Source organism: Collinsella sp. WCA1-178-WT-3 (M1) (assembly GCF_009696325.1).
GTDB lineage: Bacteria > Actinomycetota > Coriobacteriia > Coriobacteriales > Coriobacteriaceae > Collinsella.
Genome location: NZ_VUME01000001.1, coordinates 342,023 through 360,017, shown reverse-complemented (window position 1 = coordinate 360,017; position 17,995 = coordinate 342,023). Strand labels below are relative to the sequence as shown.

Below are 17,995 nucleotides of genomic sequence, written 5' to 3'. Positions count from 1 at the left end.
ATATTTTATCGCCCAACGGTTTCCCCGAACCGCTGAACGGTTCTCCACGGGGTCAGCCAGCCCAGGCTGCTGAAGACTTTGTCCTGCTTAGGCTGCGGGCATCGCCCATCGCGACGGCGCCACTATACTTTTGAATATCTGAGCATTTTGAAAGGCAGGATATGACCGCAACCGCCAGCCGAACCACCAACCGCAGGCCCGAGCTTCTGGCCCCCGCCGGAGGCCCGGAGCCCTTTGCCGCCGCGCTCGCCGCCGGGGCAGACGCCATCTACTGCGGCATGGGCAGCTTCAACGCCCGCCGCAAGGCCACCAACTTTACCGATGAGGCCTTTGAACAGGCCTGCCGCGCCGCGCACCTGGCCGGCTCGCGCGTCTACGTCACGGTCAACATCGTCATCAAGCAGTCCGAGATGAGCGATGCGCTGCAGCTCATCCACCGTTGCTCCACGCTGGGCGCTGACGCCTTTATCATCCAGGACTGGGGCCTGTTCTTTGAGGTCAAGCGCACCATGCCCGGCATCGAGACCCATATCTCGACCCAGGCGAACATCCACGATGACCGTGGAACCATCTGGTGCCGCGAGCAGGGCGCCGACCGCGTGACCCTCTCGCGCGAGCTTTCCATCGACGAGATCGCCGCCATCCACGACGCCGCGCCCGACGTTGACCTGGAGGTCTTTAGCCACGGCGCCATCTGCTTTTGCTACTCGGGCCTGTGCCTGCTCTCGAGCTTTGCCATGGCGGGCCGCTCGGCCAACCGCGGCATGTGCGCTCAGCCCTGCCGTCTGCCCTACGAGCTGATCGACGAGAACGGCCGCACGCTCTCCCCTACCGGTCGCGAGCGCGCGCTATGCCCGCGCGACACCAACACGTCGCAGCTTGTTCGCCGCCTGTATGACGCCGGCGCCGCATCGCTCAAGCTCGAGGGCCGCATGAAGGCGCCCGATTACGTGTACTCCATCGTCGATGTGTATCGTCATCAGATCGATGACATGCTGGCCGGGGCCGTCGTAGATAAGGACGAGGACGCCGCTCGCCAGCGCCAACTCAAGCGCTGCTTTAACCGCGACTTTACGCACGCCTATCAGGACGGCACCTCGGGCGACGAGATGATGAGCTACGAGCGCTCCAACAACCGCGGCCAGATCGTGGGCACGGTGCTGGGCAGCCGTATGGCCAACCGCGACGTGCGCGGGCTCAAACCCGACGACCGTCGTCGCCGCGCCGCCATCGCCCGCATTGAGCTGTTTGAGCCCGTGGGCAAGGGCGACCTGTTGGAGCTTCGTCACGACGATGAGTTCGACCAGTTCCTGACTACCATCGCCGCCGATGATGCCGCCGCCGGCGACATCATCGAGTGCCGCGTGCCCCGTAGTATGCCCGAGGGCTGCCGCGTGCGTGTGATTCGCAGTCAGCGCGCCATTGACGCTGCCGGCGCCGCGCTCAAGCGCGACGTGCTACGCCGCCGCGCCGTAGACGTGTCCGTCGCGGCGCGTCTGGGCGAGCCGTTTACCGTCACGCTCACCTGCTGCGACGACCCCACGCTCACCGCCACCGCCACCGGCTTTACCGTCGAGGCCGCCAAGACCCGCGCCGTCGAGGTATCCGATCTGGTGGAGCATGTGGGCCGCATGGGCTCCTCGCCCTTTGAGGCCGCGAGCTTTGACGTGGCGCTCGATGAGGGCTGTGGCATGGGCTTCTCCGCTGTGCACAAGGTGCGCGCCGCCGCTTGCAAGGCGCTCGAGGAGGCCGTTCTGGCGCCTTACGAGGAGCGCGCCCACACGCTCGAGCTGCCGGCGATTGTCACCAGTGATTCCCGCCCCGCGCCCGAGCACTACCGCGATGAGCCGCAGATCTGCGCCACCGTCACCTCGCTCGACGCCGCCGAGGCCGCGCGCGCGGAGGGAGCCGCGCGCATCTACATGACCACCGACGCGCTCGATGCGGCCGAGCTCTCCCCCGCCGATGCGTTTGAGCAGGGTATTGTTCCCGTGCTCGATGAGGTCTGCCGCGCCGTCGACCACGCGCGCGTCGACCCGTGGGTCGTTGCCGGTGCCACGATCGCTATTGGCAACATCTCTGAGCTTGCCCTGGCCGCCCAGGTTGGTGCCACGGCCGAGATTCGCTCTTGCCTGCCCGTGCACAACACGCCTTGCATGGAGGCACTCGCCGAGCGCGGAGCCGGGGCGTTTTGGCTCTCGCCCGAGATCACGCTCGACGAGATTATCTCGCTTGGTACCTCCGCGCCCGCGGCCCTGGGCATCACCGTTTTCGGCCGCCCGCGCGTTATGACGAGCGAGCACTGCATCCTGCAGGTGGCCAATGGCTGCATCCACGATTGTGCCCACTGCCGCCTGCGCGCCCGCAAGCTGTCGCTCAAGAATATCGACGGCAAGGTCATGCCGGTGCGTACCGACATCCACGGCCGCTCGCGCCTGTACGACGCCTACCCCATCGACCTCACACCGCAGGTTCCACAGCTGCTCGACGCCGGCGTGCGCCGTCTCATGGTCGACGGAACCCTGCTCGAGGCCGATGAGATTGGCCGCGCCGTCGCACGCGTCCGTCGCGCCGTCGAGGCCGCGCAGGCCGGCCGTAAGCCCGCCGCCCGCCTGCGCGGCGCCACTTCGGGCTGCATGTTTGTGGGAATTAGCTAACCGAAAGGCTTACACGTGAACGAAGAACCTCAAGTCCTCTACTGCGACGCCTGGCTCATGGCCATCGATAAGCCCGCCGGCATGATCGTCCACGGCGACGGCACCGGCGAGCGCACGCTTACCGACTATGCCAGCGACCTTTTGCTGGCGATGGGCGACGGCTTTGCCGCGACCGACATGCAGCCGCTCAACCGCTTGGACCGCGACACTACCGGCGTGGTGTTGTTCTCGCTCGACAAGCAGACGCAGCCCGCCTTTGACCAGATGGTCATCGACCACGCCTTCGAAAAGCACTATCTGGCGCTCGCCGAGGGCAAGATCGATTGGAACGAAAAACTCATCGACAAGCCCATCGCCCGCGACCGCCACGATAGCCGCAAGATGCGCGTCGGCGCCAGCGGCAAGCCGTCGCAGACGCGCGTCAAGGTGCTCAAGCGCCTTAAGAGCCGCCGAGGCCTGCCCGCCCGTTCGTATATCGATGTTGAGCTGCTCACGGGCCGCAAACACCAGATCCGCGTGCACCTGGCAAGCGAGCGCCATCCCCTGGTTGGCGACGACCTGTACGGAACGCCGCGCCCCTGTGGCCTCATGCTCCACGCCCACAGCGTATCCTTTACCCATCCCGTAACCGGCGAGCGCATCCACATCGAAGCCCCCTGCCCCTGGGAGCCCTAAAACCTGCCAAAAAGGGACAGGTTTATTTTGGCAGGTTTTATCTGGGCAAACGTAAAGCCGCCACGATGGCTCAGCCGCGGCCCCAAAACATCTCGATCTGTAACAGTTAGAACCCATTTTCCGGTCTATCTGTTACAGATCGAGACACTCAAATCCCCCTCAAGGGAAAATCTCGATCTGTAACAATAACTCGGCAAAATCGATCCCAGATGTTACAGATTGAGACAAAGGGATGGCGCGGTTCGGAAGTATCTCAATCTGTAACATCTAACCCACTTTTAACGGTCCAGTTGTTACAGACTTAGACAAACCGGCGGATAACGAAAGCGGCAACGCCTGTGATGGACGTTGCCGCTTTTCTATTGAGAAAACTACTCGGTTTTCGTTACTAACCACCACAATGGGGACAGGCACCTTTGTGATGGTTTTGGCCTTGGCCTGCTCCTGCTTGCTAGACCGTGATGACGTTGTCCATTGCCCGGTACTTGGCGGGCACCTCGCCCGCGGTAATAATCGTTGCGTCGCGAAAATCTGCGAACTTGACGGGCGCCACCATGCCAAATTTACTGGCGTCCGAGATTACAAAGCGTTTGGCCGTATGGCGCATCGAGATGCGCTTAACCTGCGCCTCCTCGATATCGGGCGCCGTGAAGCCCTGCTCGGCGGCAATGCCATTAGAACCCCAAAAGCCACAGTTGAAGTTGTAGCGGTCTAAGGTTGCCAAGGCATCGGGGCCAACGAGTGCTTCGGTCTCGGGCTTGAGCTCGCCGCCCAGTACCACGGTACGCATGCCGCGCAAAGCGAGGTGCTGAGCATGGAGCACGGAATCGGTCACATAGGTGACATCTTCAAGGTGTGGAAGATGCTCGATGAGCTTGAGCGTCGTCGAGCCCGAATCGATGTACACAAAGCTCTCGGGCTCCACCAGCGCCGCCGCACGGGCGCAGATACGCTCCTTATCGTCGTTATGGAGGACGCTGCGCTCATTGAGCGTTAGGTCGCGCGTCACGTGTGCGCGCTCAAGACTCGTCGCTCCGCCGTGGACCTTGGCGATGCGGTGTGCTCGATCGAGCGTCTGCAGGTCGCGCCGAATGGTAGACGCCGTTACGCCCAGGGTATCGGCAAGCTCTTGCACAGTAACCGAGCCAGCCTGCTGGACCATTGACACGATCGCGTTGAGCCTATCCTCCGCAAGCATCGCTTACTCCTCCTCGGGGTACACGACTCCCCAGTCGGCGCGGAGCTTGGTCATAAGCTCCATAACATCAGAAGCGTAATCCAGAAGCTCGCGCTTCGAATCATCGCCGGCAACGGCCTTCTCCAGGTCGGCCATCTCGTAGCACAGAGCGTATGCCTCGGTGCCGGTGTGGACCTCCTCACGGTGCCCGTCCGCAGTCCACACGATGGTCGCGTGATCGGCGCGGGGATACTCGTTGACCTCGATATAGCACTTGTCAAAGCTGATGACCGAGCGCTTGGGTTGCTTGGAGTGGAGCGTAAGGCTCACCACGCCCAGCTGCTGCTCGGCATTACGGCAGACGATGCCGCCCGCAACGTCAACGCCGGTCTCGCAGGTGTTGCCGAGCGAAACGACCTCAACAGGCTGGCTTGCCATAAAGAGGCGCATGACGGACAGGGCATACACGCCAATATCGAGCATGGCACCACCAGCAAGGTTGCGATTGTAGAAACGGTTGGTCAGGTCGCCGTATTCCTTGTAGCTGCCAAAGTTGAGCTGAGCGAGGTTCATGCGGCCAAACTCGCCGGCATCCATGCGGCGACGCAGCTCCCGATACAAGGGCATGTGGAGCACCGTGGTGGCGTCCATAAGGACCACGTTATGCTCGTCGGCAATGGCACGCGCTTCGTCGAGCTCGGCGGAGTTGAGGGTGATGGCCTTTTCGCAAAGCACGTGCTTGCCAGCTGCCAGAGCGGCGCGCAGGTAGGTGATATGCGTGTTATGCGGCGTGGTGATATAAACGGCGTCGATGTCGGGATCGGCGTAGAGGTCCTCAACCGTCTCGTACACCTTCTCGACGCCATACTGCTCGGCAAAAGCCTGGGCCTTGGACAGCGTGCGGTTGGCGACGCCCGCAAGCTTGCGACCGGCAAGGGCGAGAGACTGGGCCATCTGGTTGGCGATAACGCCGCAGCCGATCACAGCCCAACGAAGCTCGGGAGCCGTAAAGATGTCGTTAGGGAACGGCTGATCCTGAACCGAGGCAAACGCCGCCTTAGCGGCTGCTTCGGCGTCGAGCGGAGCCTGTTTGGAATCTGTCATCATGTGCCTCCTGAGTCATCGGAAGTTCTTCATTTCCAACAGCCTTATATTCGCACAAATTTGCGCGTATTTGCTTGTATTTGCGTGTTTATTTGTTTATCGGTTATTATTAAACCATAATTAGCAGATATTTGCGCGACTATGCGCATTATCGCGCAAGACTCTGTGCGTAAATACGCATGCAACGATCGTTATGATGCATAAAAAGTTGGAACACCAAAACCCCTAAAGGCAAAGCAGGCTGTCTTACTCTGCCCCCTAGGGGCATCAGACATCAAAAGATCATCCCTAACTGCCGGCACATAGGGACTGTCCCAGGCTGCCGAAACCTGAGGGCGTTTCCCGTACGACGCTTTGTGGCAAGACTGTCCCCATCAACTAACCGTTTAAGAACGTCCCCAACGACTAGTCATTTAAGTCTGTCCCCAATGAGTACCCGATGAGTAGCCACTCATTAAAGTCTGTCCCCAATGAGTAGGGATAGAAAAAGGCCCGGGTGCCGTGGCATCCGGGCCTTTGCTAGCAACTTAGATGTTGCGGGCAGCTTAGAACTTGTGGCCGCACTTCTTGCAGACGCGCAGCTTGTTCTTGCCGTCCTTCTCGTGACCGACGCGGGTAACCTTACCGCACTCGGGGCAAACGAGATTGACGTTGGAGGCATCGATGGGAGCCTCCTGCGAAACGATGCCGCCCTGCTGGTTGGCAGCGTTGGGCTTGACGGCCTTCTTGACGACCGAAACGCCCTCGACAACGACCTTGTTCTCGGCGGGGAGAGCACGCAGGACAACGCCCTGCTTGCCGCGATCCTTACCAGAGAGAACCTGGACCTTATCGCCCTTCTTGATATACATATATCTCCCCTAACTACAGGGTCTCGGGAGCGAGCGAGACGATCTTCATGTACTTCTTGTCACGAAGCTCGCGAGCGACGGGCCCGAAGATACGGGTGCCGACGGGCGAACCATCGTTGTTGATGACAACGCAGGCGTTATCATCAAAGCGAATGTAGGAGCCATCCTTGCGGCGGATCTCCTTAACGGTGCGAACGACGACGCAACGGACAACGTCCTTCTTCTTGACGTTGGCGCCAGGGGTAGCCTCCTGGACAGCACCGATGAACACATCGCCGATGCCTGCATAACGACGCTTGGAACCGCCAAGCACCTTGATGCAGCGAATCTTGCGAGCGCCGGAGTTGTCGGCGACGTTCAGCATGGTTTGCATCTGAATCATGGTAGATGTTCCTCCGAACTAAGAACCGAAGAGAGGTGCGCAGCCTTTATGCGGCCCGTGGTATGCAAGCCAGGCATACGCACATCTTCGGAAACGTACAAGTCGTAAGAGCGACTGCTTATTTAGCGCGCTCGACGACCTCGATGAGGCGCCAACGCTTCATCTTGGACATAGGACGGGTCTCCATAACGCGGACGGTGTCGCCCACGCCAGCCGTGCACTCCTCGTCGTGAGCGTGCAGCTTCTTGGAGCTGGTCATCATCTTGCCGTACTTGGGGTGACGCTTGCGCTCGGTGATGGTGACAACGATGGTCTTGGCACCGGAGACGGAGGTAACGACACCCGTACGGACCTTACGCGAGTTACGCGAATCAGTCATATTCTCTCCTTAGGTCCTACTCGGCGACAGCGGACTTCTCCGCTGCGATCTCGCGGGCGCGCTGCTCCGTGAGGACGCGAGCGATGTCCTTCTTCACGGTGTTGACGCGAGCGGTGTTGTCCAGCTGGCTGGTGGCCATCTGGAAACGAAGGTTAAAGAGCTCGGCGCGCATTTCCTTCAGCTTCTCAACGAGCTGAGCGTCCGAGAGCTCACGAATCTCTGCGGGCTTCATTAGTTCTCCTCCTCGGCCGTCTCTGTAGCGGCAGGCTTAGCGACGATCTTGGTCTTGATGGGGAGCTTGTGCTGCGCCAGACGCAGAGCCTCGCGAGCGACCTCCTCGGGCACGCCCTTGACCTCGAACATGATGCGGCCGGGCTTGACGACGGCCACCCACTCCTCGGGGTTACCCTTACCAGAACCCATGCGAGTCTCGGCAGGCTTCTTAGTGATGGGCTTATCGGGGAAGATCGTGATGTAGACACGACCGCCACGCTTCATGTAGCGGGTCATGGCAATACGAGCGGCCTCGATCTGACGGTTGGTGATCCAATGGGCCTCGAGAGCCTGGATACCAAACTCGCCGAAATGCAGCTCGGTATTACCCTTGGCCTGGCCCTTCATGGAGCCACGCTGCACCTTGCGGTGAAGAATACGCTTAGGGGCAAGCACTACTGACCCCTCCTCTCGGAGTTACGACGACGAGGACGGGAAGAGCCCTCGAGTGCAGGGTTGGGAACAGGCTGGCCCGGGAGCTTCTCGCCCAGGTAGATCCAGACCTTCACGCCGCAGGCACCCATGGTGGTGCTGGCGACAGCCGTGCCGTAGTCGATCTTGGCACGGAGGGTGTGCAGAGGCACGCGACCCTCACGGTACCACTCACGACGGCCCATCTCGGCACCGCCGAGACGACCGGAGCACTGGATACGGATGCCCTTAGCGCCGGCCTTGCGGGCGGACTGGACAGCCTTGCGCATAGCGCGACGGAAGGCAACGCGGCCCTCGAGCTGCTCAGCGATAGACTGAGCAACGAGGTTGGCGTCGAGCTCGGGGCGCTTGATCTCGACAACGTCGACGGAGAGCTGGCCCTTGGAGACGCCAGCGACCTTCTCGAGCTCGGTGCGAAGGGTATCGATCTCGGCACCCTTCTTACCGATGACAACGCCGGGGCGAGCGGTGAAGATAATGACCTTCACCTTGTCGCCAGCGCGCTCGATCTCGACGCGGGAGACAGCTGCGCGGGAGAGACGCTTCTCGAGGTACTTGCGGATCTCGAGATCGTTACCGAGGGTCTTAGCGTAATCCTTCTCTGCGAACCAGCGGGAGCGCCAGTTCTCGGTGATGCCAAGACGGAAGCCGGTGGGGTAGACTTTCTGACCCATACAGCTTTACGCCTCCTTTCGAGGAGCAACGACGACGGTGATGTGGGAAGTACGCTTCAGAATGCGAGAAGCGGAACCCTTGGCGCGGGGACGGATGCGCTTAAGCGTCGGACCCTCGTCAACATAGGCAGCAGCGACAACCAGGTTGTCGGCACGCAGACCGTTGTTGTTCTCGGCGTTCGCAACGGCGGAACGGAGAACCTTCTCGACATCCACGGCGACGGCGCGGTCGCAGAAGTGGAGGATGTCGAAGGCCTGAGCGACAGGCTTGCGGCGGATCAGATCGACCACCAGGCGGGCCTTGCTGGGGGAAACACGCACGTACTTAGCGACGGCGCGAACCTCGGTGGCCTCAGTTTCAATAGACTTAGTTGCCATTTACGGTTAACCCCCTATTTGGCCTTGTGGCCACGGAACGTACGAGTCGGCGCAAACTCGCCGAGCTTGTGACCAACCATGGACTCGGTAACATACACGGGCACATGCTTGCGGCCGTCGTGGACGGCGATGGTGTGACCAACCATCTCGGGGAAGATGGTGGACGCGCGGGACCAAGTCTTCACGACGTCCTTCTTGCCAGCCTCGTTCATCGCGGTGATACGCGAGAGAAGGCGAGTCTCCACGAACGGGCCCTTTTTGAGACTTCTGCTCATAAGTGCTTTCTCCTAAAACTCGGTATCCGAAATTACTTCTTACGGCGACGAATGATGTGCTGGTTCGAGACCTTCTTCTTCTTGCGCGTACGAAGGCCCTTCGTCGGCTTACCCCAGGGGGTAACAGAGGGACGACCAGAGGTGTGGTTCTTGCCCTCGCCACCGCCGTGCGGGTGGTCGACAGGGTTCATAACGGTACCGCGGACGGTCGGGCGCACGTTCATGTGACGCTTACGGCCGGCCTTGCCGATGACGATGTTGGCGTGATCAGCGTTGCCGACCTCACCGACGGTGGCGCGGCAGGTAACGAGGATGCGGCGCATCTCGGAGGAAGGCATACGGACGATGGCGTACTTGCCCTCCTTACCCATCAGCTGGCAGGAGTTACCGGCGGAACGGGCGATAGCGGCGCCCTTGCCCGGCTGGAACTCGACGGCGTGGATGAGCGTACCGACGGGGATGTCGGCGAGGGGCAGAGCGTTGCCCGGCTTGATGTCGGCGTCAGAACCGGACATGACGGTCTGACCGACCTCGAGGCCCTTGGGGGCCAGGATATAGCGCTTCTCACCGTCAGCATAGTGCAGCAGAGCGATGCGAGCGGAACGGTTCGGATCGTACTCGATCGTGGCAACCTTGGCGGGCACGCCGTCCTTGTTGCGCTTGAAGTCGATCACGCGGTAACGACGCTTCACGCCGCCGCCCTGGTGGCGGGTGGTGATGCGGCCGTTGTTGTTACGACCGGCCTTCTTGGGCAGGGGCTCGAGAAGAGACTTCTCGGGCTTGGTGCAGGTGATCTCGGAGAAGTCGGAGATCGTCTGCCAACGCCTACCAGCGGAGGTCGGCTTAAGGTGCTTTACAGCCATTACAATCCCTTTCAATAGGTATCCGTTAGCCATCGCAGACAGGGATTCGAGGTTCTGCCTCGGGTGCGATGACACCGGACGTATACACGGTTCCGGGCGTGTCCATTTTATACGCCCAAAACCTTGAGCTCTCGCCTCCCCTATTTGGGAGGCATGAGCTCACTCAACAGCAGCGAGTCTTAGGCCTGGTTGCCAAAGACCTCGATGGTGTCGCCCTCGGCCAGCGTAACGATGGCCTTCTTCCAAGAACGGGTCTTGCCGGCGACATAGCGCACGCGCTTGGTCTTGGGCTTGACCGTCAGGGTGTTCACGCGAACGACCTTGACGCCGAAGATCTCCTCGACAGCGTCCTTGATCTGATACTTGTTAGCATCCTTGGCGACCTCGAACGTGTACTTGTTCTGCTCCATGCCGGAGAAGGAACGCTCGGACACGATCGGACGGATGATGATCTCGTGGGCGGTCATTTATGCAAGCACCTCCCCGAAGTGAGCGGCGATGTCGGCGGGCATCAGCACAGCGTTGTTGTTGACGAGATCATAGGTGTTGGCCTCGTCGGCAGTGATGATGAACGTCTTGGGAATGTTGCGGAACGACAGGTAGGCGTTGACGTCCTCATCGCGAACGATGATGGTCAGACGCTTGCCCTCAAGGCCAAGAGCCTTGAGCATGGCAACGGCAGCCTTGGTGGAAGGCTTCTCGAAGCCGTAGTCGTCGACGAGCACGAGCTCGCCATCGGCCAGCTTGGCGGACAGCGCAGAGCGCATAGCCAGCTTGACCTCCTTGTTGTTCATACGCTTAGCGTAGGAACGGGGCTTGGGGGCGAAGACAACGCCACCGTGACGCCACTGGGCAGCACGGATGGAACCCTGGCGGGCACGACCGGTGCCCTTCTGACGCCAAGGCTTCTTGCCGCCACCGGAAACCTCAGAGCGGCCCTTAGCGGACTGGGTGCCCTGACGCCAAGAGGCCATCTGGCACTTGACGATGTGGTGCATAACGTGGATGTTCGGCTCGATGCCGTACACCTCAGCGGCGAGCTCGGCCTCGGCGACCTTCTTGCCCTCGCTGTTCTTTACTTCAAACTTTGCCATTTAAGTGTTCTCCTTGGTATGACGCTGGGCTAAATGGGCTGGGCCCTTAGGCCATACGGATGGCGACGAGACCATTCTTGGCACCCGGGACAGCGCCCTTGACCAAGATGAGGTTCTGCTCGGCATCGATGCGGACAACGGAAAGGTTCTTGACGGTAACGCGCTCGTTACCCATGTGGCCGGCCATCTTGACGCCCTTGAGGACGCGCGCAGGATAGGCGCACTGACCGATAGAACCGGGGTGACGCTGGAAGTGAGAACCATGCGTCATAGGACCGCGGCGCTGACCCCAGCGCTTGATGCGACCCTGGAAGCCCTTACCCTTGGAGGTACCGATGACGTCGACCTTCTCGACATCAGCGAAATCAGCGACGGTGACGACCTCGCCGACCTTGTGCTCCTCGCCGTTCTCGACGCGGACCTCACGAAGGAAGCGGACAGGCTCGACGCCGGCCTTGGCGAAGTGACCAGCCATGGGCTTGTTCACGTTCTTGGCCTTGATGTCGCCGAAACCGATCTGGACGGCGTCATAGCCGTCGGTTGCCTGAGTTTTAACCTGCGAGACAGCGCAGGGGCCAGCCTGGATGACCGTGACGGGAACGACGTTGTCGTTCTCGTCCCAAACCTGGGTCATGCCAATCTTGCGGCCGAGAATCATGCTGATCAAGATATGATCCCAACTCTCGCGTGGTCTTGGGACAATGCGTACACCACCGAGCGTACGCCCCTAGAGGACCACTACTTACACGACGTGCTCCCCAGCCTTGTATTGCGTCCGGACTACCTGACAACCCTATTAAGCAGGCATTTTGTCCAGCCAGAATACTCCCCTGGTTTCACACAGCTGTTTAGTATACACGGCTGCGGGCGTATCCATCGAGATTCATATTTCACTCACATTGTTTACGCAGGTAAAGTGCGTGAAGTCGCCTGGGCTTGGCAGAGGGGCGGCAAAATATATTAAGTTTGCTGCTCTACAGTCCTGCGCAAGACGGAAAGCACATTAAGTGCTTTCCTTTGCGTGCGGAACTCGCGACAAACTTAATATATTTCGCCGCCCCTCTGCCAAGCTCGGGTGACGCCACGTTGATGTCTGCTTAACTCTGCTCGCTCAGCTAATGACTTTGTTGGGGATCCACAATTTGCTGCAAGGTGAACTTGCATTGGGGCGTATCGTCCTCTTCTCGCGCATCGTCGAAATCGAAGATCATGATGGCGCAGTTGGGGAGTTTTGCTGGGAGCTCGAAGCCCTCTGGAGCTGCAGCCTTGATGAATTGGCGGCTGGCGCTGCCGTGGCTTACTGCTAGAAGGGTTTCGATGCCCTCGGCGCCCATGAGATTGGTGAGGGTGTCTACCATGCGTTCTTGCAGCGCGCGGCTTCCTTCTCCTCCGAAGGGGACCAAATCCTCGCCCGGATCCCAAACGTCGGTAGGCAATGCGTCGTGCGGGCCTTCCTCGAAGGTTCCATAGCCGCGCTCGATGATGCCTTCGCAGGACTCGACAGTAGCATCCGGACCGAGGATCTCGCATGCGACGAGACTTGCCGTGTCCATGGCTCGGCCTAAAGGTGATGAGACCACTTTGTCGGGGACGACGCCGTGGGCTTTGAGCCATTCGGCTGCCGCTTGGGCCTGTTGACGGCCCAAATCGGTAAGCGGTGAATCACAGCGACCCTGGACGAGCTTTTTTACGTTGAATTCCGTCTGGCCGTGGCGGAGCAGATACAGCCTCTTCATATTCTCCCCTTCTGTATAACGTGCTTTGCCGGCGCAGACCTACTCGTGGGTATGCCCTACGTAGTCCTCGTCGATCGTAATCTTGGCAATCGACTTGGGATATTCCGATTCGACCCTCTGGGCCAACGCGTGCTTGAGCTCATCGGACCCCATGCCCAAATCCGAGGGACGCACGCAGTCAAAGATCACGTTGGTGTGCGTAGGACCCGGCACACAGCGCAGGTCATGAATCGAAAGGCGGCTATCGATCTGTTGGGCCATGGCGTGAATGCGCAAGCGCATGCTCGCCACCTTGGGGTCATCGGTCACGATGGGATCGTAGTGAAGCGTGACAATCATGTCGTCTTCGTCCCTAAATGCCTGTTCAATGTTGTCGAGCGTGTCGTGACTTTCCAGCGGGCTGGCCTCGGCCGCCATCTCGGCGTGAGCGCTTGCGAACTTCCTGCCCGGGCCGTAGTCGTGAACCATTAGGTCATGAACGCCCAAAACGCCAGGGTAGCTCATGATCTTGCCGCGAATATGTTCGACCAGCTTGGGATCGGGCGCCTGACCCAAAAGCGGACTCACCGTATCCTGGATGAGTTCAAAACCGCTCCAGCCAATATAGGCGCCAACGGCAAGGCCGACCCAAGCATCAAGATTGATATGCGTCACCTGAGAAACAATTGCGCACGCTAACACGGCGCCTGTGGCAAGGACATCGTTCTTGGAATCTTGCGCGGTCGCATGCAGCGTCTCAGACTCAATACGGTCACCGAGCTTTTGGTTGAGGGCCGCCATCCACAGTTTAACAACCATCGAAAGCGCCAAGACTGCCACCAGGGCAAGCGAGAACTCGACGGGTTCGGGGTGGACGATGCGCTCAAACGAGGACTTCACCAGTTCGAGGCCGATGAGCAGCACGAGCGCCGCCACGACCAGACCCGAGAGATACTCGTAGCGACCATGGCCGTAAGGGTGCTCGGGGTCTGCCGGCTTGCCCGCCAGCTTAAAGCCAAGCACGCTCACGATGTTTGAGCTGGCGTCAGACAGGTTGTTCATGGCGTCCGCCACAATCGAAACCGATCCCGACAGCACGCCAATTGCACCCTTCGCAGCGCATAGCGCCACATTGGCGAGAATACACACCACACCCGCCAACGTGCCCACGCGCGCACGGTCGCCCTGCGCACGACGAACGATCCACTCGACCATCAATATCTGCCCCCAACAGTTTTACTCATACACCCGTTTGTCGAATAGCTCAGTAGTGTAGACCCTTTACCCCACCGATACAAAAAAGGCCGCAACCCTTAGGGCTGCGGCCTTACAAATCGCACTATCGAGCAAAAAGCTTAGAGCTTGATGTCGATGTCGACGCCAGCGGGGAGGTCGAGACGCATGAGCGAATCAACGGTGCCCGAGGTGGGGTCGAGGATGTCGATGAGGCGCTTGTGGGTGCGCATCTCGAACTGCTCGCGGGAGTCCTTGTCCTTGTGCGGCGAGCGGATGACCGTGTAGAGGTTGCGCTCGGTGGGCAGGGGGATGGGGCCGGAAACGCGAGCGCCGGTCTTCTGAGCGGTCTCGACAATGAGCTTCGCGGACTGATCGACGACCTCGTGATCATAGCCCTTGAGGCGAATGCGGATCTTCTGGGTAGCCAACTTAAACCTCCAAAGAGTGCGAGAGATGTTCTCGCGGATTACGTAACAGGGAGCTCGAACTTAGGCGTTCTTGCTCATGACCTCGTCCACGATGGACTTGGGCGCAGGCTCATAAGAGTCGAACTGCATCGTGTAGGATGCACGGCCCTGGGTCTGGGAGCGAAGGTCGGTAGCGTAACCGAACATCTCGCCCAGCGGCACCTTGGCACGGATGAGCTTGGTGTTCTTGCGATCCTCCATGCCCTCGATCTTGCCGCGGCGACCGGAGAGGTTGCCCATAACGTCGCCCATGTACTGCTCGGGGGTCTCGACCTCGACAGCCATGATCGGCTCGAGCAGCTGCGGATCGGACTTCTTGAGGGCGTCCTTGATAGCCATGGAACCGGCGATCTTGAAGGCGGCCTCGGAGGAGTCGACCTCGTGGTAAGAACCGTCGAACAGGGTGACTTTAACGTCGAGGACCGGGAAGCCGGCGATAACACCGGTGTTCAGGGCCTCCTGGATGCCCTTGTCGATGGACGGGATGTACTCCTTGGGCACGACGCCGCCGACGATAGCGTTGACGAACTCGTAGCCGAAGCCCTCCTCCATCTTCTCGAGCTTGATGACGGCGTGGCCGTACTGACCGCGACCGCCGGACTGACGGACGAACTTGCCCTCAGCCCTCTCGACGTCGTGACCAGCGGTCTCGCGGTAGGCAACCTGGGGCTTACCGACGTTAGCGTCAACCTTGAACTCACGGAGCAGACGGTCAACGATGATCTCGAGGTGCAGCTCGCCCATGCCGGCGATGATGGTCTGGCCGGTCTCGTGGTTGGTGGACACCGTGAAGGTCGGGTCCTCCTCGGCGAGCTTGGTCAGAGCCAGGGACATCTTGTCCTGCTCGGCCTTGGTCTTGGGCTCGATGGCAACGTCGATAACGGGCTTAGCGAACTCGATCTTCTCGAGGACGATCTCCTTGCCCTCGGCGCACAGGGTGTCACCGGTGGTGGAGTTCTTGAAGCCAACGCAGGCGACGATGTCACCGGCGCAAGCGTCGTCACGGTCGATACGCTCGGCGGCGTTCATCTCGAGGATGCGGCCGAGGCGCTCGCGCTGACCGTTGGAGGCGTTGACCACGTAGGAGCCGGACTCGGCGCGACCGGAATAAACGCGGACGTAGGTGAGCTTACCGACGAACGGGTCGGTCATGATCTTGAAGACCAGGCCGGAGAAGGGCTCGTCGAAGGAGGGATGACGCACGATCTCCTCGCCGGTTTCCGGATCGGTACCGGTGACGGCCTCAACGTCGAGCGGGCTGGGCAGGTAGTCGACGACAGCGTCGAGCAGCTCCTGAACGCCCTTGTTCTTGTAGGCGGAGCCCACAAAGACGAGGTTGAGCTCGTTGGCCAGAACGCCCTTGCGAAGAGCAGCCTTGAGCTCCTCGACGGTGAAGTCCTCCTCCATGAGGATCTTCTCCATGAGCTCGTCGTCAAAGCTGGCAGCGGCGTCGAGGAGCTCCTCGCGCTTGGTGGCAGCGATGTCGGCGAACTCAGCCGGGATCTCGTCCATCGGCTCGGGGTAGGTCATGCCCTTCTCATCGGCCTTGAAGTCCCATGCAGTCATGGTGACCAGGTCGATGACGCCCCAGAAGTTGTCCTCGGCGCCCATCGGGACCTGAGCGGCCACGGCGTTGGCGTCGAGACGATCCTTCATGGTCTCGATAGCGTTGAAGAAGTCAGCGCCCACGCGGTCATACTTGTTGATGAAGGCGATGCGGGGAACGTTGAAGGTAGAAGCCTGACGCCAAACGGTCTCAGACTGGGGCTGGACGCCGGCAACGGCGTCGAAGACGGCGACAGCGCCATCGAGGACGCGCAGGCAGCGCTCGACCTCGGCGGTGAAGTCAACGTGGCCCGGGGTGTCGATGATCTGGATGCGGTAGTCCTTACCGTCCTTGTTCCAGAAGCACGTGGTAGCAGCGGAGGTAATGGTTACGCCGCGCTCCTGCTCCTGAACCATCCAGTCCATGGTGGCAGCGCCCTCATGGACCTCACCAATCTTGTGGGTCTTACCGGTGTAGTAAAGAATACGCTCGGTCGTGGTGGTCTTACCGGCATCGATGTGGGCCATGATGCCGATGTTACGGGTATCGGAAAGCTTGTGCTTAGCCTTAGCCATGTTAGTTCCTTACCTTAACTTACCAACGATAGTGAGAGAACGCGCGGTTGGCCTCGGCCATCTTGAAGACGTCCTCACGCTTCTTGACGGAAGCGCCCAGGCCGTTGGAAGCGTCGAGAATCTCGTTTGCGAGACGCTCAGCCATGGTCTTCTCCTTGCGAGCGCGGGAGAAGTTGACGATCCAGCGGATGCCCAGAGCGGTGGAACGACGGGAGTTGACCTCCATCGGGACCTGATAGGTAGCGCCACCGACACGCTTGGGCTTAACCTCGAGCGTGGGCTTGACGTTGTCCATAGCCTTCTTGAAGGTAGCGAGAGCGTCGCCACCCTCGGACTTCTCGGCAACGATCTCGAAAGCGGTGTAAACGATGCGCTCAGCGGTGGCCTTCTTGCCGTCAAGAAGGACCTTGTTGATGAGCTGAGTCACCAGGCGGTTGTTGTAAACGGCGTCAGGCTGAACCTCACGACGATTAGCTGCTGCACGACGCGGCATGTGAAATCTCCTTAAGTGTCTACCGTGCGGCGCTTAGGCGGCACACGGCGAAAGTATCAAAACGTTATCTGTCTTATTTGGCCTTGGGGCGCTTAGCACCGTACTTGGAACGGGCCTGCATACGGTTCTGGACCGGAGCAGCGTCGTAGGCGCCACGGATGACGTGATAACGGACACCAGGGAGGTCACGAACACGACCGCCGCGGACGAGCACGATGGAGTGCTCCTGCAGGTTGTGGCCCTCACCCGGAATGTAAGCAGTAACTTCGATGCCGTTGACGAGGCGAACACGGGCAACCTTACGAAGAGCCGAGTTCGGCTTCTTGGGGCTCGTGGTGAAGACGCGGGTGCACACGCCGCGCTTCTGGGAGTTGTGCTGCAGAGCAGCGTTCTTGGACTTCTTGGGCGCGGAACGACGGCCCTGGCGAACCAGCTGGTTAATAGTAGGCAAAGCGTACTCCTTCTCGAATGATTCCAGCTTTCTGTAAAGTGCAACGGCTTGAATCGAGGGGTCAGCATCCCCCTACGAAACACGCAGTTCGATAGGATACGTGCCGTTAGCTGTGTCGTCAACAGACCACGCCGCCGGGCGTATCCTAAAATAGCCACATTTCCGCAAAGCCTACACAAAAGGAATCCCCTCCTGTGCGCGAGGGCGGATTCCCGGGACGGGCGGCATAGGGGTTAAGTTTGCTGTTCTACAGTCCTGCGCAAGACGGAAAGCACATTAAGTGCTTTCCTTTGCGTGC

General features: G+C 60.1%; 22 protein-coding genes. 2 read left to right on the top strand and 20 right to left on the bottom strand.

All coding sequences use genetic code 11. The features are described 5' to 3' along the window. Positions 1–161 precede the first annotated feature (161 nt). Both FYJ40_RS01570 and FYJ40_RS01565 read left to right on the top strand, forming a co-directional pair. Positions 162–2,657 (top strand): U32 family peptidase, encoded by a 2,496-nt coding sequence (locus FYJ40_RS01570; RefSeq protein ID WP_154514685.1) that lies wholly within the window; start codon positions 162–164, stop codon positions 2,655–2,657. Positions 2,658–2,672: 15 nt separating this feature from the next. Beyond that, a complete protein-coding gene (locus tag FYJ40_RS01565) occupies positions 2,673–3,332 on the top strand; it encodes an RluA family pseudouridine synthase (RefSeq protein WP_370450530.1) in 660 nt (219 codons plus the stop codon). Between the two features lie 451 nt (positions 3,333–3,783). On the opposite strand, the gene FYJ40_RS01560 is transcribed toward FYJ40_RS01565, so the two are convergent. The 20 genes from FYJ40_RS01560 to rpsL all read right to left on the bottom strand — a co-directional run bounded on the left by FYJ40_RS01560 (position 3,784) and on the right by rpsL (position 17,697). Then, entirely contained in the window at positions 3,784–4,530 is a 747-nt protein-coding gene (locus FYJ40_RS01560; protein ID WP_154514687.1) for a DeoR/GlpR family DNA-binding transcription regulator, read from the bottom strand. Positions 4,531–4,533: 3 nt separating this feature from the next. Further along, on the bottom strand, positions 4,534–5,613 hold the full coding sequence (locus FYJ40_RS01555; RefSeq protein ID WP_154515174.1) for a Gfo/Idh/MocA family protein: 1,080 nt from the start codon (positions 5,611–5,613) through the stop codon (positions 4,534–4,536). 545 nt (positions 5,614–6,158) lie between these two features. Continuing rightward, positions 6,159–6,464: a 50S ribosomal protein L24 gene (gene rplX / locus FYJ40_RS01550; RefSeq protein WP_006235043.1), complete on the bottom strand. Its 306-nt coding sequence runs from the start codon at positions 6,462–6,464 to the stop codon at positions 6,159–6,161. A gap of 13 nt (positions 6,465–6,477) precedes the next feature. Further along, positions 6,478–6,846, bottom strand: coding sequence for a 50S ribosomal protein L14 (gene rplN, locus FYJ40_RS01545; RefSeq protein WP_117734331.1), 369 nt, complete (start codon positions 6,844–6,846; stop codon positions 6,478–6,480). Positions 6,847–6,964: 118 nt separating this feature from the next. After that, positions 6,965–7,225 carry a 30S ribosomal protein S17 gene (gene rpsQ, locus FYJ40_RS01540; RefSeq protein WP_006235040.1) on the bottom strand — a complete coding sequence of 87 codons (261 nt, stop codon included), beginning with the start codon at positions 7,223–7,225 and terminating at the stop codon, positions 6,965–6,967. A 16-nt stretch (positions 7,226–7,241) separates the two neighbouring features. Beyond that, a complete protein-coding gene (rpmC, locus tag FYJ40_RS01535) occupies positions 7,242–7,457 on the bottom strand; it encodes a 50S ribosomal protein L29 (protein WP_006235039.1) in 216 nt (71 codons plus the stop codon). Then, positions 7,457–7,894, bottom strand: coding sequence for a 50S ribosomal protein L16 (gene rplP / locus FYJ40_RS01530; protein WP_370450531.1), 438 nt, complete (start codon positions 7,892–7,894; stop codon positions 7,457–7,459). Before rplP ends, rpmC begins: the two co-directional genes overlap by 1 nt. Beyond that, entirely contained in the window at positions 7,894–8,604 is a 711-nt protein-coding gene (gene rpsC / locus FYJ40_RS01525; RefSeq protein WP_154514689.1) for a 30S ribosomal protein S3, read from the bottom strand. Before rpsC ends, rplP begins: the two co-directional genes overlap by 1 nt. A gap of 6 nt (positions 8,605–8,610) precedes the next feature. Further along, positions 8,611–8,982 (bottom strand): 50S ribosomal protein L22, encoded by a 372-nt coding sequence (gene rplV, locus FYJ40_RS01520; protein ID WP_006235036.1) that lies wholly within the window; start codon positions 8,980–8,982, stop codon positions 8,611–8,613. Positions 8,983–8,996: 14 nt separating this feature from the next. After that, on the bottom strand, positions 8,997–9,257 hold the full coding sequence (gene rpsS / locus FYJ40_RS01515; RefSeq protein ID WP_006235035.1) for a 30S ribosomal protein S19: 261 nt from the start codon (positions 9,255–9,257) through the stop codon (positions 8,997–8,999). A 32-nt stretch (positions 9,258–9,289) separates the two neighbouring features. Next, positions 9,290–10,120: a 50S ribosomal protein L2 gene (gene rplB / locus FYJ40_RS01510; RefSeq protein WP_117583062.1), complete on the bottom strand. Its 831-nt coding sequence runs from the start codon at positions 10,118–10,120 to the stop codon at positions 9,290–9,292. A gap of 179 nt (positions 10,121–10,299) precedes the next feature. Next, positions 10,300–10,587, bottom strand: coding sequence for a 50S ribosomal protein L23 (rplW, locus tag FYJ40_RS01505; RefSeq protein WP_006235033.1), 288 nt, complete (start codon positions 10,585–10,587; stop codon positions 10,300–10,302). After that, on the bottom strand, positions 10,588–11,214 hold the full coding sequence (gene rplD, locus FYJ40_RS01500) for a 50S ribosomal protein L4 (RefSeq protein WP_006235032.1): 627 nt from the start codon (positions 11,212–11,214) through the stop codon (positions 10,588–10,590). Between the two features lie 46 nt (positions 11,215–11,260). Continuing rightward, entirely contained in the window at positions 11,261–11,881 is a 621-nt protein-coding gene (rplC, locus tag FYJ40_RS01495) for a 50S ribosomal protein L3 (protein ID WP_089572481.1), read from the bottom strand. Positions 11,882–12,329: 448 nt separating this feature from the next. Beyond that, a complete protein-coding gene (locus FYJ40_RS01490) occupies positions 12,330–12,950 on the bottom strand; it encodes a histidine phosphatase family protein (protein WP_154514691.1) in 621 nt (206 codons plus the stop codon). Between the two features lie 39 nt (positions 12,951–12,989). Beyond that, positions 12,990–14,144: a cation diffusion facilitator family transporter gene (locus FYJ40_RS01485; RefSeq protein ID WP_154514693.1), complete on the bottom strand. Its 1,155-nt coding sequence runs from the start codon at positions 14,142–14,144 to the stop codon at positions 12,990–12,992. Positions 14,145–14,284: 140 nt separating this feature from the next. Then, positions 14,285–14,593, bottom strand: coding sequence for a 30S ribosomal protein S10 (rpsJ, locus tag FYJ40_RS01480; protein ID WP_154514695.1), 309 nt, complete (start codon positions 14,591–14,593; stop codon positions 14,285–14,287). Positions 14,594–14,653: 60 nt separating this feature from the next. Beyond that, the gene (gene fusA, locus FYJ40_RS01475; RefSeq protein WP_154514697.1) at positions 14,654–16,753 is read right to left on the bottom strand and encodes an elongation factor G; all 2,100 of its coding nucleotides are present in this window, start codon (positions 16,751–16,753) and stop codon (positions 14,654–14,656) included. Positions 16,754–16,772: 19 nt separating this feature from the next. Continuing rightward, positions 16,773–17,246 (bottom strand): 30S ribosomal protein S7, encoded by a 474-nt coding sequence (gene rpsG / locus FYJ40_RS01470; RefSeq protein WP_006235013.1) that lies wholly within the window; start codon positions 17,244–17,246, stop codon positions 16,773–16,775. A 73-nt stretch (positions 17,247–17,319) separates the two neighbouring features. After that, entirely contained in the window at positions 17,320–17,697 is a 378-nt protein-coding gene (rpsL, locus tag FYJ40_RS01465; protein WP_154514699.1) for a 30S ribosomal protein S12, read from the bottom strand. Between the last annotated feature and the right edge of the window lie 298 nt (positions 17,698–17,995).

Bases quoted from the DNA above. Each gene is read 5' to 3' on its own strand.
- FYJ40_RS01570 (WP_154514685.1), top strand. From the start codon at position 162: ATGACCGCAACCGCCAGCCGAACCACCAACCGCAGGCCCGAGCTTCTG.
- FYJ40_RS01560 (WP_154514687.1), bottom strand. From the start codon at position 4,530: ATGCTTGCGGAGGATAGGCTCAACGCGATCGTGTCAATGGTCCAGCAG.
- FYJ40_RS01555 (WP_154515174.1), bottom strand. From the start codon at position 5,613: ATGACAGATTCCAAACAGGCTCCGCTCGACGCCGAAGCAGCCGCTAAG.
- rplX (WP_006235043.1), bottom strand. From the start codon at position 6,464: ATGTATATCAAGAAGGGCGATAAGGTCCAGGTTCTCTCTGGTAAGGAT.
- rplN (WP_117734331.1), bottom strand. From the start codon at position 6,846: ATGATTCAGATGCAAACCATGCTGAACGTCGCCGACAACTCCGGCGCT.
- rpsQ (WP_006235040.1), bottom strand. From the start codon at position 7,225: ATGACTGATTCGCGTAACTCGCGTAAGGTCCGTACGGGTGTCGTTACC.
- rpmC (WP_006235039.1), bottom strand. From the start codon at position 7,457: ATGAAGCCCGCAGAGATTCGTGAGCTCTCGGACGCTCAGCTCGTTGAG.
- rpsC (WP_154514689.1), bottom strand. From the start codon at position 8,604: ATGGGTCAGAAAGTCTACCCCACCGGCTTCCGTCTTGGCATCACCGAG.
- rplV (WP_006235036.1), bottom strand. From the start codon at position 8,982: ATGGCAACTAAGTCTATTGAAACTGAGGCCACCGAGGTTCGCGCCGTC.
- rpsS (WP_006235035.1), bottom strand. From the start codon at position 9,257: ATGAGCAGAAGTCTCAAAAAGGGCCCGTTCGTGGAGACTCGCCTTCTC.
- rplB (WP_117583062.1), bottom strand. From the start codon at position 10,120: ATGGCTGTAAAGCACCTTAAGCCGACCTCCGCTGGTAGGCGTTGGCAG.
- rplW (WP_006235033.1), bottom strand. From the start codon at position 10,587: ATGACCGCCCACGAGATCATCATCCGTCCGATCGTGTCCGAGCGTTCC.
- rplD (WP_006235032.1), bottom strand. From the start codon at position 11,214: ATGGCAAAGTTTGAAGTAAAGAACAGCGAGGGCAAGAAGGTCGCCGAG.
- FYJ40_RS01490 (WP_154514691.1), bottom strand. From the start codon at position 12,950: ATGAAGAGGCTGTATCTGCTCCGCCACGGCCAGACGGAATTCAACGTA.
- FYJ40_RS01485 (WP_154514693.1), bottom strand. From the start codon at position 14,144: ATGGTCGAGTGGATCGTTCGTCGTGCGCAGGGCGACCGTGCGCGCGTG.
- fusA (WP_154514697.1), bottom strand. From the start codon at position 16,753: ATGGCTAAGGCTAAGCACAAGCTTTCCGATACCCGTAACATCGGCATC.
- rpsG (WP_006235013.1), bottom strand. From the start codon at position 17,246: ATGCCGCGTCGTGCAGCAGCTAATCGTCGTGAGGTTCAGCCTGACGCC.